Below are 15,066 nucleotides of genomic sequence, written 5' to 3' on the forward strand. Positions count from 1 at the left end.
GGCGTGAAGCAAGGCGTTCAATGCCCTCAACGCGCAGCCGCTCCCACCTTCACCCTTGCATTCGGCGCTTCGCCAAACATCTCGGGCGCGTACATGGCCTCCACGCGGCTGGGCGGCAAGGCGAAGTCACCCACGTTGTTCAGGCGCACGGTGTATTCCATGGTCACGGTGCCCTTGGGCAGGTATTGGTAGTAGCTGCGGAAGGACTCAAAGCTGCGCTCTTCAAACGCCGCCCAGCCGCTGCCGCTTTGCTTTTCGCCCTGCGTGGCGATTTCCGAGTCGCGGCCCAGGCCGCTGCCCAGGATAGTGGCGCCGCCCGGGATGGGGTCGGTGATGGCCACCCAGGTCATGTCGGCGCTGGCATTCACTTCCAGCTTCACGCGCAGCACATCGCCACGGGTGTACTGGCCTGCGGGCAGCGACTTGTTGGCCTGCTCGACCGGGGTCACCGTCTTCTTGATGGAGTAGCCCGCTGCGAACGGCGCCTTCAACTCCACCGCCGCCACCGACTGCAGGGTCAGCCAGGGCTTGCCGGTGCCCTGGTGGGTCACCTCCAGCGCCTCTTTGCCGCCAGCCTTGCCCCAGGGCAGGAACATGCTGTTGTTCTTCAGGTTGCCCGGTGCTGCGGGCGCGCCAAACCAGGTGGTCTGGTGGGCGGCGCCGCTGGCGTCGGTGGCCTTGATGCGCTCGACTTTGCTCCAGTCCACGCTGGCGCTGTTGCTGCCCATGGCCGCCTTGGTGGCACCCGCCACGGGGCTGGCTTCAAACTTGGCGCTGAATTTTTCGAGCGCCAGGCCGCCCCACAGGTTGGCGGTGGTGGTGTGCCACGCACCGGCCTGCTGGCGGCTGATGAAGCCATTCGCCAGGCGGCCCATGTCGTCCTTCCAGGTGGGGTCGTCCATCACCGCCAGCATCAGGCGTGCGGTGTTCACATCGCCGTTTTGCATCAGCCACCACCAGTAGTCGTCCTGCTCGGTGCTGAAGATGAGCTTGGTGCCCTGGAACGACAGGCGCGCGCGCAGGATTTGCATGGCTTCAGCCAGGCGTTTGTCGCGCTCGGGCACGTCTGCCACGCGCTTCAAAACATTCACCCAGTCAATCACCGAGTGCGTGGGCCACTGGTTGGGCGCAATGGTGATGCTGCTGAGCATGCGGCCCTGGGCTTTGCCATAGCGCGACAGGGCCTCGATGGCGGCGAGCTTGCGCATGTCCAGATCCTTGCGCGGGCTCCAGTGGCTGCGCTGGATGCGGCCTTCCACAAACGCGATCAGGGCGCGCTCCATCGGCGCACGGGCCTCATCGGGCAGCGCAAAAGCGGGGTTGATGGCAGCAGCCTCGTGCGTGGCAGCCAGCAGGTAGGCCGTGAGGGTGTCGCTGCCCGTGTTGGCATCTCCGCTGCGCGGCGGGAAGTAGCTGGCCAGACCGTCGCTGTCCAGATACGTGGGCAGGTTGGCCACCACGGTTTGCCACAGCTTGCCGTCGCGCAGGCCCACGGCCTTGCTGGTCTGCTGCTCCAGGCAGCTGAACGGGTAGGCCGCCCACCAGTCGCGCACGCCAGGCAGACCTTCGGCCAGCTTGGGCTGCAGCGACATCTTCAGCCCGCCCCGGCCGGGGATGGCGTCTGCAGGCGGCGCGGCGTCGATGGCGAACTTGCCATCCACCTGCACCAGCGTGGCCTGCTGCACCGTGAGCGGCACCGCGGGCACGATGCGCTGGCGGGCCTTGAGCGCATCGGTAGCGCCCGAAGCGGTGTCGCGCGCCTGGATTTCCCACAGGATCGCTTCGGAACGGGTCTGCGCGAGTTGCGCGGGCGCCGTCACGTCCCACGCCACCTCACGCGCTTCACCAGCGGGGATGTCCACCTGCTGGGGCTTGAGTTCCAGCAGCGTGGCACGCGGTGCCACCTCCACCTTCATGGGCGCCTTGGTGGTGTTGCGCAGCGTGATCTGTGCACGGAATTGGTCGCCCTCCCGCACCAGCGGCGGCAGGCCGCTGATGATCTGCAGGTCTTGTGTGGCGCGAATGCTGGTGCTGCCCGTGCCAAACAACCCGGCAGACGCATCGGCCACCGCCACGATCTTGAAGGTAGTGAGTGCGTCGTTCAGCGGCACGGTGACCTTGGCCTGGCCGTTGGCGTCAAGCTGCACAGTGGGGTTCCACAGCAGCAGCGTGTCGAGCAGCTCGCGCGTTTGCGCACGGCCGCCGCCCCCACCTGCTGGCACCGCCTTCTTGCCGTAGTGGCGCCGGCCGATGATTTCCATCTGCGCGGTGGAAGTCTGCACGCCCCAGCTGCGGCGCTGCAGCATGGCTTCGAGCAGGTTCCAGCTGGCGTTGGGCATCAGCTCCAGCAGGGCCTGGTCCACGGCGGCCACGGCCACTTCCGCATTGGCCGCGGGCTTGCCGCCGGGCAGCGTGGCGGTGATGGTGACCTGGGCCTTGCCACGCACCGGGTAGCTTTCCTTGTCGGCCGCCACCTTCACATTGATCTGGTGGGCCTCTTTGCCCACGCGAATTTCAGCCAAGCCCAGGCGGAATGCGGGTTTGGACAAATCCACCAGTGCTGACGGGGCCTGGTATTCCTTGCCCTCGTACCAGAAGGCGTTCCACCACTCGCCCGGTGCCTTGAAGCCCCAGGTGAAGAAGCTGTACCAAGGCACCTCACGCAGCCGACCACGCAGGGCCAGCACGCTCACGTAGACGTTCGGGCCCCAGTCGGACTGCACCTTCAGGCTCACCGTGGGGTCTTGCCCGTTGAGCTGCAGCACATGGGTTTCGATGATGCCCTCACGCTCCACCGCCACCAGCGCAGTGGCAAAGCGAAACGGCATGCGCACCTGGAACTTGGCGGTCTCGCCCACCTGGTAGCTCTTCTTCTCGGGCAGCAGGTCGATGCGGTCGTGGTCTTCGCCGCCAAACCACAGTTCGCCCTGGCGGGTCACCCACACGGACGAAGCAGCCTCGCTGGTGTTGCCGTCGCGGTCGGTGGCGGTCACCACCAGTTCCACCTCACCGGCCTCGTCCAGCTTGGCGTCGCACAGGAGCAGACCCCGGCTGTCGCTCTTGCCGGTGCACACCGTGCCCAGGTCTTTGCTGGATGTCTGGTTGTCGTAGCTGTAAAAGCCGCCCACCATGCGCTTGCGCGTGGTGGTGGTGATGCGCGCAATGGCCTGCACCTGCAGCGCCGTGCCCGGTGCGGCCTGGCCATTGTGCTGCAGCGCCAGGGCCTGGAAGCGGATCTTCTGGCTGGCCGATGCCCAGCCCTCGGTCTTGATGCCCGCCACCACGCCCGCTGGCCATAGCGTGTGGGTGCTGCGCAGGGTTTGCACTTCGCCGTTGGGGTCGGCGTAGGTGGCTTCCAGCAGCAGCTCACGCGCGCGGCGGGCCTGGGGCAGGTTGTCGATGGTGACCTTGCCGGTGCCGTTGCGGTCCAGCGTCAGGGGCAGCTTGTCGGCCACCACGCGCGCGTCCTGGCCAGCGCTGGCTTCTTCATCGTCACTTTGCGCACTGATGGCGCCCTTGTGGCGGGGCGGCGTGAAGCTGAACATGTCGTAGTCGGCAAACTGCAGGACCTTGCTGCGCACCAGGGCCGACACGCGCACTGGCAAGTTCGCCGCGCCACCGCCCGCCACGTAATTGACCTGCACATCGGCAGGCACCGAGCGCACGCGCACCAGGGGCTTGCTGTCGGCCGGGGCAATGCGCCCTTCCAGCACCGGCAGACGAAACTCTTCCACGCGGAACTGGCCGGTGGTGATGGTGCCACGCTCTGCGCCAGCGCCTTGCAGCTCCACGCTGTATTCCCCCAGCTTGGCAGCGGGCGGAATGGCAAAGCTGTTCACGGCGCTCAGCCCGCCCGTGGGGGTTGTGCGCCACTGCACCGGCTGTTCAAACTGCTGGCCGCTGCCCACATGGGTGATGAGCAAGGTGCCCGGGCCTGCGGCGGGGGCGTCAAAACCCTTGCGGTTTTCCAGGCGGTAGTAGTGCTTCATCGAGACCGTCTCGCCCGCGCGCAGCAGGGTGCGGTCGAACACGGTGTGCGCCCGTGCATCGGGCTGAACCTCGCTGCTGGTGGGCACATTGAAGCGCCAGGGCTCAATGCCCCGCTGCCAGTCACTCCAGGTGAAGGCCATGTCTTCCACCCCGCCCTGCGCATGACGAGCGCTGACGAAATAGGCCGACGAACCCTGGCCGTAGTCATCGTTGCTGTGGCAAGACGGCGCATCGGGCGACAGCCCCTCGATCATGGCCACGCCCTGCTCGTTGGTGATGGCCTGCGCCAGTTCGCGCCCTCGGCAGTCCGACACGCGCACTTTGGCGCCAGCCACCGGTTTGCCCTTGTCCAGTGAGGTCACCCACACCGCCGCGTTTTCACGCCCCAGCTTGAAGTGCACGCCCAGGTTGGTCACCAGCGCCGAGGTGCGCACGTACATGGTGCGGCCCTCGCCATGGCGCCCATCCAGCAACGAGGCACCCAGCTTTTGCGATGCGATTTCCACCACATGAAAGCCCGGCGGCAGCGGAATGCCCACCACCTCGAACGGGCGCAGTTCCTTGCCGGTGACCTGGGGCAAGTCCAGCGTCTTGACACCGCCCTGCCCCGCCAGCAGCGAGAGCATGCGCGTCTGCACATGGTCGCGCTCGTCGTCGATCACCTTGGGCAGCGGGCCCCTCACGTCGCGTGCGGCCACGCGGCGCGGTACGTGGTAGTCGTCGTAGCGCGCCACCTTGCGGAACCAGGCAATGATGTCGGCATCGGTCGATGGCTTGAGCGTGCTCACCTTGCCCGTGGGCGCTGGCGCTGCGCCCGTCTGCAGGCCCTGCACCTTGAGGCCCGCTTCCACATTGCGCAGCGTCACCGGCAGCAGCGCGGGGCCGTCCGGCCCTTCGGCAAATCGTTCCACCACGCCAAACGGCGCAGCAGCAAATTTTGCCAGCGGCGGCAGGCCCGCCGTAGCCACCTTCAGCGGAAAGCTCGCGGCATTGCGCAGGGTGCGGCCCGAGGCGTCTTTGAAATCCTTGGGCAGCTCCAGCGTAAAGCTGGTCTGCTCGGGCAGGGGCGCGTCGAACTGCACGCCGTTGATCACGGAATCGGCATCGCCGCCGTCCTCGCCGCCATCCACCCTGGGCTTGAAGGTCTCGTTGGCCGACTTGAGCCGGATGGCCATGGCCAGCTTGCGCGGCACCGGGGCGTTGAACGACAGCGACAGCGGGCGCAGCGGCATACAGGCCGCCTGGGCGTTTTCACGCTCGCAGCTGAACTCGGCCGCAAACGCTTCGCGCACCCGGTAGGTGAAGCGCTTTTCCACGCTGTTGGCCACCCCGCTGGGCGTAGCCACGCCCTTGCCAAACACCAGCTGCAGTTGCGAGCCGGAGGTAAGCCGGCGGTTGCAGGCAAAGCTGGGGAACTGCAGTGGCTCTTTCGCGGCCCGCTTTTCCAGGCCCAGGGCCTTGAGCAGGTCGGTGCGCTGGGCACCTTCAATCATGCGCACCGGCACGCGCTCGCCCACGCCTTCCAGCGCGCACCACACGTTGGCCTGCACGCTCTCGGTAGTGGCGGGCCCGTTGAGCTGCAACACAAAGAACTGCTCTTCGTCGAGTTGCTGGTAGGTGTTGGGCCGCACGCCTTGCACAAAGGGTCCGCCGCTATTGAATTGATAGCTTTTTGCGCCCGTCAACAAAGCGCCAGAGGCTGATTTGAACTCAGGCTTGACGGTGGCCGTGCAGCGCATGCCCGGGGGCAGGTCGGCCTCGAAGTCAAACACCCATTCGCGCTCGCTGGTCCAGCGGCCCGTGCCCTTGGAGGCTGCCGCATCGTTGCAACTGATGGCCAGCGGCGCCGGGGCCTTGGGGTCGCCAAAGGTCACGGCCGCCGCATCGAACTTGGCCACCGCCTGGCGCACCCGCGCCACCTCGCCCTGCGGGCTGAAGCTGACGATCTGCAACGCCTGCGCCTGTGCGGCCAACAGCAACCCGCCCACCAGCGCCGTGGTGGCCCGGGCATTCCTCCAAAGTGTTTTCATTGTGTTTGTCACTCTTGCCTGCAAGGGGTATGAGAGCCTGTTTACGGTCTCCCAGGGGTCCCCTGCGAGATCGTAAGCAGGCTCTGAGCGTAGCCGATGCACCCGCTCAGGCGCTACCGCGCGCCGCCTGTCCAGACCGGGAATGTGTGAGAAAGTGCAGCCGCCAAGCGCCTGTGTGCCCCACCTATACTCCCGCGCAATCTATTGGCGCTGCCTCCCATCCAAGCGAAAAACGCCCGGGCAGCGCACCCCGCGCAGGGAGGCGGGAGCAACACCATGGCCACACGACCCACGGGCTTCGACCAGACTGCCCAGCCCGCCAAACAGCCCGCACCGTTCTGGCACCGGCTCAACACCTTCTTCACCTTCCCGCTGCAGTCCAAGCCGCTGATGTACAGCCTGATCCTGGCGCTGTCCAGCATGCTGTTCAAGGCGATCTTCTTCCTGCCGGATGCCTTGGGCATCCTGATTGTGGAGATCGGCATCTTGCTGGCTGCATCGCGCTACGGCTTCAAGATCACCGCCCTGGGCTCGCGCGGCATCTACAACGCCGATGACTACCCCGCCGAGCTGGACCCCGACTGGAAGAACCTGCCCTGGAAGCTGTTCGCCATCGTCATTGCGCAATCCATGGTGGTGGGCTGGCTTCAGAGCGTGAGCCCCACCCTGGGCACCCTGGCCTGGCTGGTCATGTGCTTTTTGCTGCCCGCCACGCAGATCGTGCTGGTGCAGACCTGCAGCTTTGTCGAAACCCTGAACCCCGCCAACGCCTGGAACGCCGTGCGCACCATTGGCTGGCCGTACCTGCTGCTGTGCGTCTTCCTGTTCCTGCTGAGCCAGGGCACCTTCATCGCGCTGGGCCTGCTGCAGCCGCTCTTCAAGGGCTGGATTCTGCTGCCCATCGTCAACTGGGTGCTCATCTATTTCAGCTGGGTCATGGCCAGCCTGCTGGGCTACGCCATGTACCAGAACCACGAAGCCTTCGGCATTGACCTGCTGCCCGGTGCAGGCCTGGACGATGACAAGGCCCCCGTGGACCGCCGCACGCCACGCCAGATCGAGCAAGACGCCATCGACGCCCAGGTGGCCCAGCTGGTCACCGCTGGCGACATGACCGCCGCTGTGGCCCTGGCCTATGAAGAGCAGCGCATGCGCGGCGACGAAGTGGCTGCGCAACGCCGCTACCACCGCGTGCTGGCACTGGCCGAGGGCAAGACCGCCACGTTGCTGGACCATGCGCAGCGCTACATCCCGCTGCTGCTGCGTTCGGGCCAGAGCGGCGAAGCCCTCAAGGCCTTCCAGACCTGCCGCGCCAAAGACGCGCAGTTTGCGCTGCAAGACGCCCCCACCACCCTGGCCCTGGCCAAGGCCGCGTGGAACACGGGCGACGCGAAAGACGCCCTGGCCCTGCTGCAAGGTTTTGACCGCCGCTTCAAGGGCCACGACGCTGTGCCCGCCGCTTATGAGCTGGTGGCCCGTGTGCTGCTGCAGGGTCTGAACCGCGCAGACATGGCGCTGCGTGTGCTGGCCACGCTGGAATCGCGCCACCCGGACACCGAGGCGGCACGGGAGACGCGGTGGTTGCTGCGGAACCATGTGCCGCAGGGGGCGGTGGGGGGTTGAGGGTTGAATTGGGTTCTAGCGCTTATGGGGTAAGCGCTGGTAGCTATTGAATTGATAGTGATCTGATTCGTCGCTAGTCTTTTGGCTGCATGCCTTTGCCAAGGGCGGGAGCCGGGATGTGCGCCCGGCGGCGCAGTAACTTTCTTTCGCTTCGCCGAAAGAAAGTCACCAAAGAAAGGGCGACCCCACTGTCTGCGTCCCCTGCGCTTCGCTACGGGGCAACCTGCGGTGCTCGCGTCCAGCGGGGTCTCGCTCGAACTCGCTTCGCTCAGACAATCGCGAGCCCTGATCCGCTGGCCGCTGCGCTCCTCGGCGCATACAGAGGGGATGGGCAGCCAAACAGCCATTCGGGCCATTGCTTCGCTCGGCCCTTTGTTGTGGGCGCAAGCGCCTTGCGCAGGGCACAGCGCATGCTGGGTCGAGCGCAGCGACGACCCGAATGGCTGTTGGGGTGTTCACCCCCTGCTGGCTGCGCCTGCGGCGGGGTGGTTGCGGGGTGGCATGGGCGCCCGTGCGCCCATGCTTCGTGATCTGACTCGCCGTGGCTGTCCGAGCGGCGCTGCGCAGCAGCAAAGCGAGTTCCACGGCGCACCCCGCAACCGCACCGCCGCAGGTTTGCCCCGTAGCGCAGCGCAGGGGTCGCAGACTGGGGGTCGCCTTTCTTTTGGGTACTTTTCTTTGGCGAAGCAAAGAAAAGTGCCTCGCCCGCCGGGGCGAACACCCGGCTCCCGCCCTCAGCAAAGGCATACGGCCCCATCGGCCCACCAAGCCCCAAACGGCCGACGACGAACCAGCCCACTATCAATTCAATAGCTACCAGCGCTCACCCCACAAGCGCCAGAGCCCAATTCAATCAAAACCTAAACCCCACCCAACACCTGCAACGCCGCACTCCCCGGCGCCAACTGCTGCAACTGCGGCCGGAACACAGCCGCCTGCTCCCGCCGCCCCGCATAGCACAGTGCAGCCACCAACATGCCCAGTGTCTCCCCCAGCTCCGGGTGCGCAGGCGCCGCCCTGTGCAAGGCGTTGAACAGCTTTTCCGCATCGCCCCACTGCTGCGCCCGCGCAAAGCGCCGGGACAGGCGAGCCATGTCGTCCGGCTGCAAACGCGCGCCGGGCTTGGCTTTGTCGAAGTAGGTGCGGTAGCTGGCGTGCTGAAACTGCAACGTCTGCTCGTCATGGGCGCGCAGCCGGAAGATGCGGCGCGCGGCGCGGTGAAAGTCTTCGCTGTCGGGCCACAGCGATGCGGTCTTGAACCAGGCGCTGAGCACCTGTTGATCCTGCGGGCGCAGCTTGGCGGCGGCGCGCCACTGGGGCAGCGCCTGCTCAAACTTCATGGCCTGGGCCAGGCGCTGGGCGTTGGCCACATGGGCGTCAAAACCATCGTCGGGCACGGCAACCTGCGCCGTAGGCCCTTCCAGGGGGCGGCGGCGCACCAGCATCACCAGGGCCATCAGCGAAGCCCCTGCGAGCAAGCCACCCAGGTGCGCCATGTAGGCCACACCTCGGCCGCTGAGCCAGTGCTGCAACAGCTCGTTGGCAATCCACGCAGGCAGCAGGAGCAAGGCCGGCGCCGTGACGTAGTTGAAATAGAAAAACAGCTGGTAGAAAAACCGCACGCGCCGCAGCCGGTACAGCACGGCATACATACCCATCAGCGCAGACACGGCCCCCGAAGCGCCCAGGCCATAGCTGCCAGTGCCGCTATACGCCCAGGCCGACAGGGCCGAGCCCCCCAGGCCGCCCAGCAGGTAGAACGCGAGGTAGGTGGTGCGCCCCAATGCCAGCTCGACCGAGAAGCCGAACAGGAAGAGAAACAGCATGTTGCCCAGCAAGTGCCCGGTGCTGCCGTGCAGGAAGGTGGCCGTGAGCCAGGTGATGGGGCGAAATTCAGCGTCCTTGCCGTAGTCGATGGCCCAGTGGCGGGTGAAGGGGGCGGGCAGGCGGGATTGGTACTGCGCGCGGGCTGCAGTCCAGTCCGCGTGCTGGGGGTCTTCTGCGGGCACGAAGCGGGGGCTGCGCAGCAGCTGCTGAAAGTCGTCTTCATGCTCCATCCAGGCCAGCAGCGCACGCTGGTTGCCCGCCTTTTGCAGCGCGCGCGCCTGGGGCAAACGCTTGTCGCCCGTTTCCTCCAGCCACGCCAGAAAGCGCGGTACCTCAATGGCGGGCAAGGGGCTGGCGATGTAGAAGGCGGCGGCGCGGTCGCGCGCGTTTTCCTCGGTGCGCTGCGGGCCCCAGAACACGAGCATGTTCACCAAGATCAGCAGCACGGTCATCCACGGCGGGTTGCGCTAGGTGGGCCGGCTTTCGAGGGGGATGGCGTAGAACATGGGTCAGCAGAGCAAGGGCAGAAATGTCGATGGCGCCAGCCGCAAGGGCCCGCCGCAATCAACGCAGTGGGCGCCAAGCGTAGCAAACACCAGCCGGCGTGCGTTGCGGCGCCCACCGGCCATTGCCTGAGCACGACGACGCGCACATGGGGCTGTGTCCTACGCGTGGCAAAGCGCTGGGATCCAACGATGGGGGCTGTTCTTTTTTCTGATACCCAACCTTCAGGAGCGCCCATGGCACGAACCCCCACTTCGCGCGGCGCGGCACCAAAGTCGCCGTCTGCACTGCCCTCTTCCACCCAGTCTGAAACCTTTCGCGGCAACGCCGGTGAGCTGCAACAGCAAGCCGGTGGCAAACATCCGGTGCTGACCACGCAGCAGGGCATTGCGGTGGCAGACAACCAGAACTCTCTGCGCGCCTCGCCACGCGGGCCCGCGCTGTTGGAAGATTTCATCCTGCGCGAGAAGATCACGCACTTTGACCACGAACGCATTCCCGAGCGCATCGTGCACGCGCGTGGCTCGGGTGCGCATGGCTTTTTCGAGCTGACGCACTCGCTCAAGAAATACACCACAGCCCAGGTGCTGACCGAAGTAGGCGTGCAGACGCCTGTGTTCACCCGGTTTTCCACCGTGGCGGGCGGTGCAGGCTCGGTGGACACGCCGCGCGACGTGCGCGGCTTTGCTGTGAAGTTCTATACGCCCGAGGGCAACTGGGACCTGGTGGGCAACAACATTCCGGTGTTCTTCATCCAGGACGCGATGAAGTTCCCGGACCTGGTGCACGCCGTGAAGATGGAACCGGACCGCGCCTTCCCCCAGGCCGCCAGCGCGCACGACACCTTCTGGGACTTTGTTTCGCTGATGCCCGAGTCCATGCACATGGTGATGTGGGCCATGAGCGACCGCACCCTGCCGCGCAGCCTGCGCACCATGGAGGGCTTTGGCGTGCACAGCTTCCGCCTCATCAATGCGGCGGGCGAAAGCACGTTCGTGAAGTTCCACTGGCGGCCCAAGCTGGGCATCCAGTCCACCGTGTGGGACGAAGCGATGAAGCTGCAGGCGGCCGACAACGACTTCCACCGCCGCGACCTGTTTGAAGCGATTGAGGCGGGCGATTTCCCGGAGTGGGAGCTTTCGGTGCAGCTCTTCACCGAGGAAGACGCAGAGCGCTTCCCCTTCGACCACCTGGACCCGACCAAGCTTATCCCCGAGGAGCTGGTGCCGCTGCAACCCATCGGCCGCATGGTGCTCAACCGCTGGCCCGACAACTTCTTTGCCGAGACCGAGCAGGTGGCCTTCTGCCCCGCCAACGTGCCGCCGGGCATCGACTTCAGCAACGACCCATTGCTGCAAGGCCGCCTGTTTTCGTACCTGGACACGCAGCTCTCGCGCCTGGGCGGGCCGAACTTTGCGCAGATCCCGATCAACGCGCCCAAGTGCCCGTTCCACCACATGCAGCGCGATGGCCACATGCAGATGCAGGTGCCCAAAGGCCGCGTGAACTACGAGCCCAGCAGCCTGCAGGGCGACACGCCGCGCGCTTCGCTGGCGCGGGGCTTCCGCCACTTTGCGCAGGGCGACGATGGCAGTGGCCGGGGCAAGGGCCGCATCCGCCCCGAAAGCTTTGCCGACCACTACAGCCAGGCGCGCATGTTCTACCGCAGCCAAAGCCCGCTGGAGCAGGCGCACATGGCGTCGGCGCTGGTGTTTGAGCTGTCGAAGGTGGAGACACCGCATGTGCGCGAGGCGGTGGTGGGCCAGCTGCTGCATGTGGATCCTGAACTGGTCCAGCGCGTGGCAGCCGGCCTGGGCCTGCAGGCGCTGCCCCCAGCCCCACCCGCTGCCGAGCCGGTGCAAGACCTGCCACTGTCGCCCGCGCTGCGCATCATCGACCGCATGAAGCCCACGCTGCAGGGCCGCTGCATCGGCATCCTGGTGGCCGATGGCTCGAACGGCACCACCGTAGCCAACCTGCGCAAGGCGCTGGAGAAAGCAGGTGCCACGGTCAAGATCGTTGCGCCCAAGGTGGGCGGCGCGGTGCTGAAAGACGGCACGCTGCTGCCCGCTGATGGCCAGTTGCAGGGCACGCCGTCGGTGGTGTTTGACGCCGTGGCGTCCATCCTGTCGCCCGAGATGGGCGAGCAACTGGCCAAAGAAGCCGCAGCCGTGGACTGGTTCCGCGACGCCTTCGGCCACCTCAAGGCCATTGCCGCCTGCAAGGGCACGCAGGCCATCTTGCAGGCCGGTGGCATCGAGCCCGATGCGGGCGTCGTGGCACCCGCCGATGCCGAGGGCTTCATCGCCGCGGCACAAACCCGCCAATGGGCCCGCGAACCCAAAGTGCGCACCCTTGCCTGACCCACCAGGAGGTGGAGCGCAGCCTGTGCGACACCCTGGGGCTGGACCCCGACACCCAGTCGCCCACGCGCCGGGTGGTCAAACACATTGGCGAGTCGCTGGTCAAAGCCATGCAGCTGGCCAAGCAAGGGGGCGACCCCGCCGCCGCCCAGCTGGTGGCTTGTGAATGTGTGGTGCACGCAGAAACCAACGACCACGCCAACTGGGAGCTGCTGGGCAAGGTGGCCGAAGTGGCCACGGGCGATCTGGGCCGGGCCCTGAAAGCGGCCCACGAAGCGGTGGAGAAAGACGAAGACCACCACCTGTACCACACCAAGGGCTGGTGCCGCGAGCTGGCCATCGAGGCCCTGGGCCTGCCAGCGGTGCTGCCGCCGCCCGAAGAGGTCAAGAACGTGGAAACCGCCATCGGCGCATCGCGCGCCGAGCAGCAGCGCGAAAGCATGCTCTGACCAGCATGCAGCCAGCAGACGGATAGACGCCTGCGGCAATCGCTATCAATAAAATAGCTGCCAGCGCTTTATCCATAAGCGCTGGCAGCTATTTTTGCTTCAAACCCTGAGGCGGAGGCCTTGGCCTGCCCCACCCGCACCGTGCAGGTTACTGCGCAACGAAACCGCTGTTCTTGATGATGCGCGACCAGGCCTGGGTGTAGGCGTTCTGGCGGTTGGTGAGTTGCTGCGGGGTCATGTACCCCACGGTGAGCCCCATGGTGGTGAGCTGGCTGTGTACATCCGGCTGCGCGACCACCTTGGCCAGCGCGTTGGAGAAGTCCACCACGAACTTCTGCGGCGTGCCTGCGGGGGCGTAGATGCCGTAGTACGGCAGGTCTTCAAAGCCCTTGAGGCCCAGCTCATCAAACGTGGGCACATCGGGCATGGCGGCCTGGCGGCGGGTGCCCAGTACGGCCACCACATGCACCTTGCCTGCCTTGTGGTTCTCGATGAAGTCCTGCACCGATCCCACACCCGCCGCGATCTGGTTGCCCAGCATGTCAGCCATCATGGGCGCGCTGCCGCGGTAGGGGGCAGAGACCAGGTCGATCTGGTACTTTTCGCCCACCAGCTTGACCAGGAACTCGGGCGTGGAGGCCGGGGCCGGAATGCCCACCGCCCCTTTGCCCTTGCCCTGCGCCTTCACCCAGGCCACGTAGTCGGTGAACGACCTGGCCGGGGTGCCGCCCGAGACGGCGAACGCATTCACGAACGTGGCAAAACCGCCCACCGACACGAAGTCGTGCACCGGGTCGTAACCAGGGTTCTTCACCACCTGGGGCAGGATGGAGATGGTGTGGTCGTGCGACAGGAACAGCGTGTGCCCATCGGCCGGTGCGGCCTTGAGGGCCTGCGCCGCAATCTGCCCGCCTGCGCCGGGGCGGTTTTCCACCACCACGGGCATGTGCAGTTCGTCCTTGAGCTTTTCGGCCAGCAGGCGGGCAATGGCATCACTGCCGCCGCCGGGCGGAAAGCCCACGAGCAGGCGGATGGGGCTGGCCCCCCAGGACAAGGCAGGCAGAGAGGCAGCGATGGCGGCGGAACCGATCAGCCAGTGGCGGCGGGGAAGGGACATCATGGACTCCGCACAGGGGATGGAAGGCTCGGGGGATCGCCTGCGCGCTCCCGGTAGTGGCTGGGCGCGTTGCCCGTCCATTTGCGAAACGCCTTGCGAAAGCTCGCCACCTCGGAAAACCCGGTCCGGGCTGCGATTTCCGCCACCGGCAGCGAGGTGTGCTCCAGGAACTCCAGGGCCAGCGAGGCGCGTACCTCGTCGATGATAGCTTGGTAGCTTTTGCCCGCGTCGGCCAGCCGCCGCTGCAAGGTGCGCAGCGACAGGCCCAGGCGCTGGGCCATCTCGTCGGCGCTGGGAAACTGCCCCCGGCTGTTGAGGCAGGCCGCGCGGATGCGGCGCGCCAGGCTGTCCTCCTCCTCGGGCAGGCTCTCCACCATGCGCTCGCAGAACTGCGCGCACAGGCCCGCCGTGATCGGGTTGGCGTTGGGCAAGGGCTGGCGCAGCGCGGCGGCGTCGAAGTGCCACTCCATCGCCCCGGCGTCGAACTCGATGGCGCCGCCGAACACGCGCTCGTAGGCCGCCGCATGGGCCGGGCGCGGGTAGGGCAGCCGCAGCAGGCTGCCGGGCAGCGGCCCCGGACTGCCCAGCAAGGTCTGGCCGAGCTTCAGGATGGAGCTGAACCAGAACTCGCTGGACAGCGGCAGGATGTCGCCCAGTTGCAGCACGTCGCAGCCCTCGAAGATGGCGCGGTCGCCCTCGACGCGAAAGCGCTTCTCCAGCACCGGGCCGGCGAGCTTGATGTGGCGTATGCCCAGCACCACCGCATCGCCAAAGGTGGCGCTGCTGGCCAGGGCGTAGCCCCAGACGCCGAAATCGCTCAGGCGCTGGCGGCAGCCGGCGCGCAGGCCCACGTCGGGCACGGCGGACAGGCGCTGCACGTTGCGCAGCACCGTGACCTTCTGCGTGGTGGACATCAGGGCCTTGGGGTCGGCCAGTTGCTGCGGCACCAGGCCCGTGCCTTGCAGCAGCTCGGCGGCGGCGATGCCCTGGCCGGCCATTTCATCGACCAGGGCACCCAGGCCGAGCATGCTGTGGGTGGCACCCTCCAGTCCGCTGGCCCGGATGGCCGGGGAAGGCGCGGCGAACCCTGTCATCGTGAACCTCGTTGCATCTTGATACGCGCATTGTACTCCTGGCCGCGCACCCCCAGGTAAACCCCGAAA

7 protein-coding genes are annotated in these 15,066 nt (G+C 66.5%); 3 read left to right on the forward strand and 4 right to left on the reverse strand.

The annotated features are described in order from the left end of the window. Positions 1 to 26 precede the first annotated feature (26 nt). Complete coding sequence (locus tag PQV96_RS16100) at positions 27 to 6,020, reverse strand: alpha-2-macroglobulin family protein (protein ID WP_273623550.1); 5,994 nt, start codon at positions 6,018 to 6,020, stop codon at positions 27 to 29. Between the two features lie 276 nt (positions 6,021 to 6,296). Here PQV96_RS16100 and PQV96_RS16105 point away from each other — a divergent pair, with 276 nt between their 5' ends. After that, the gene (locus PQV96_RS16105; RefSeq protein WP_273623551.1) at positions 6,297 to 7,643 is read left to right on the forward strand and encodes a tetratricopeptide repeat protein; all 1,347 of its coding nucleotides are present in this window, start codon (positions 6,297 to 6,299) and stop codon (positions 7,641 to 7,643) included. An 860-nt stretch (positions 7,644 to 8,503) separates the two neighbouring features. Here PQV96_RS16105 and PQV96_RS16110 read toward each other — a convergent pair. Beyond that, the gene (locus tag PQV96_RS16110; RefSeq protein ID WP_273623552.1) at positions 8,504 to 9,922 is read right to left on the reverse strand and encodes a rhomboid family intramembrane serine protease; all 1,419 of its coding nucleotides are present in this window, start codon (positions 9,920 to 9,922) and stop codon (positions 8,504 to 8,506) included. Positions 9,923 to 10,210: 288 nt separating this feature from the next. Here PQV96_RS16110 and PQV96_RS16115 point away from each other — a divergent pair, with 288 nt between their 5' ends. Further along, the gene (locus PQV96_RS16115; RefSeq protein ID WP_273623553.1) at positions 10,211 to 12,337 is read left to right on the forward strand and encodes a catalase; all 2,127 of its coding nucleotides are present in this window, start codon (positions 10,211 to 10,213) and stop codon (positions 12,335 to 12,337) included. Then, the gene (locus tag PQV96_RS16120) at positions 12,301 to 12,786 is read left to right on the forward strand and encodes a hypothetical protein (RefSeq protein WP_273623555.1); all 486 of its coding nucleotides are present in this window, start codon (positions 12,301 to 12,303) and stop codon (positions 12,784 to 12,786) included. The genes PQV96_RS16115 and PQV96_RS16120 overlap by 37 nt, the downstream gene beginning before the upstream one ends. Positions 12,787 to 12,934: 148 nt before the next feature. On the opposite strand, the gene PQV96_RS16125 is transcribed toward PQV96_RS16120, so the two are convergent. Together PQV96_RS16125 and PQV96_RS16130 are read right to left on the reverse strand one after the other, a co-directional pair. After that, complete coding sequence (locus PQV96_RS16125; protein ID WP_273623556.1) at positions 12,935 to 13,903, reverse strand: Bug family tripartite tricarboxylate transporter substrate binding protein; 969 nt, start codon at positions 13,901 to 13,903, stop codon at positions 12,935 to 12,937. Then, the gene (locus PQV96_RS16130; RefSeq protein WP_273623557.1) at positions 13,903 to 14,997 is read right to left on the reverse strand and encodes an AraC family transcriptional regulator; all 1,095 of its coding nucleotides are present in this window, start codon (positions 14,995 to 14,997) and stop codon (positions 13,903 to 13,905) included. Before PQV96_RS16130 ends, PQV96_RS16125 begins: the two co-directional genes overlap by 1 nt. Between the last annotated feature and the right edge of the window lie 69 nt (positions 14,998 to 15,066).

This window comes from Acidovorax temperans, from assembly GCF_028596105.1.
GTDB lineage: Bacteria > Pseudomonadota > Gammaproteobacteria > Burkholderiales > Burkholderiaceae_C > Acidovorax > Acidovorax temperans.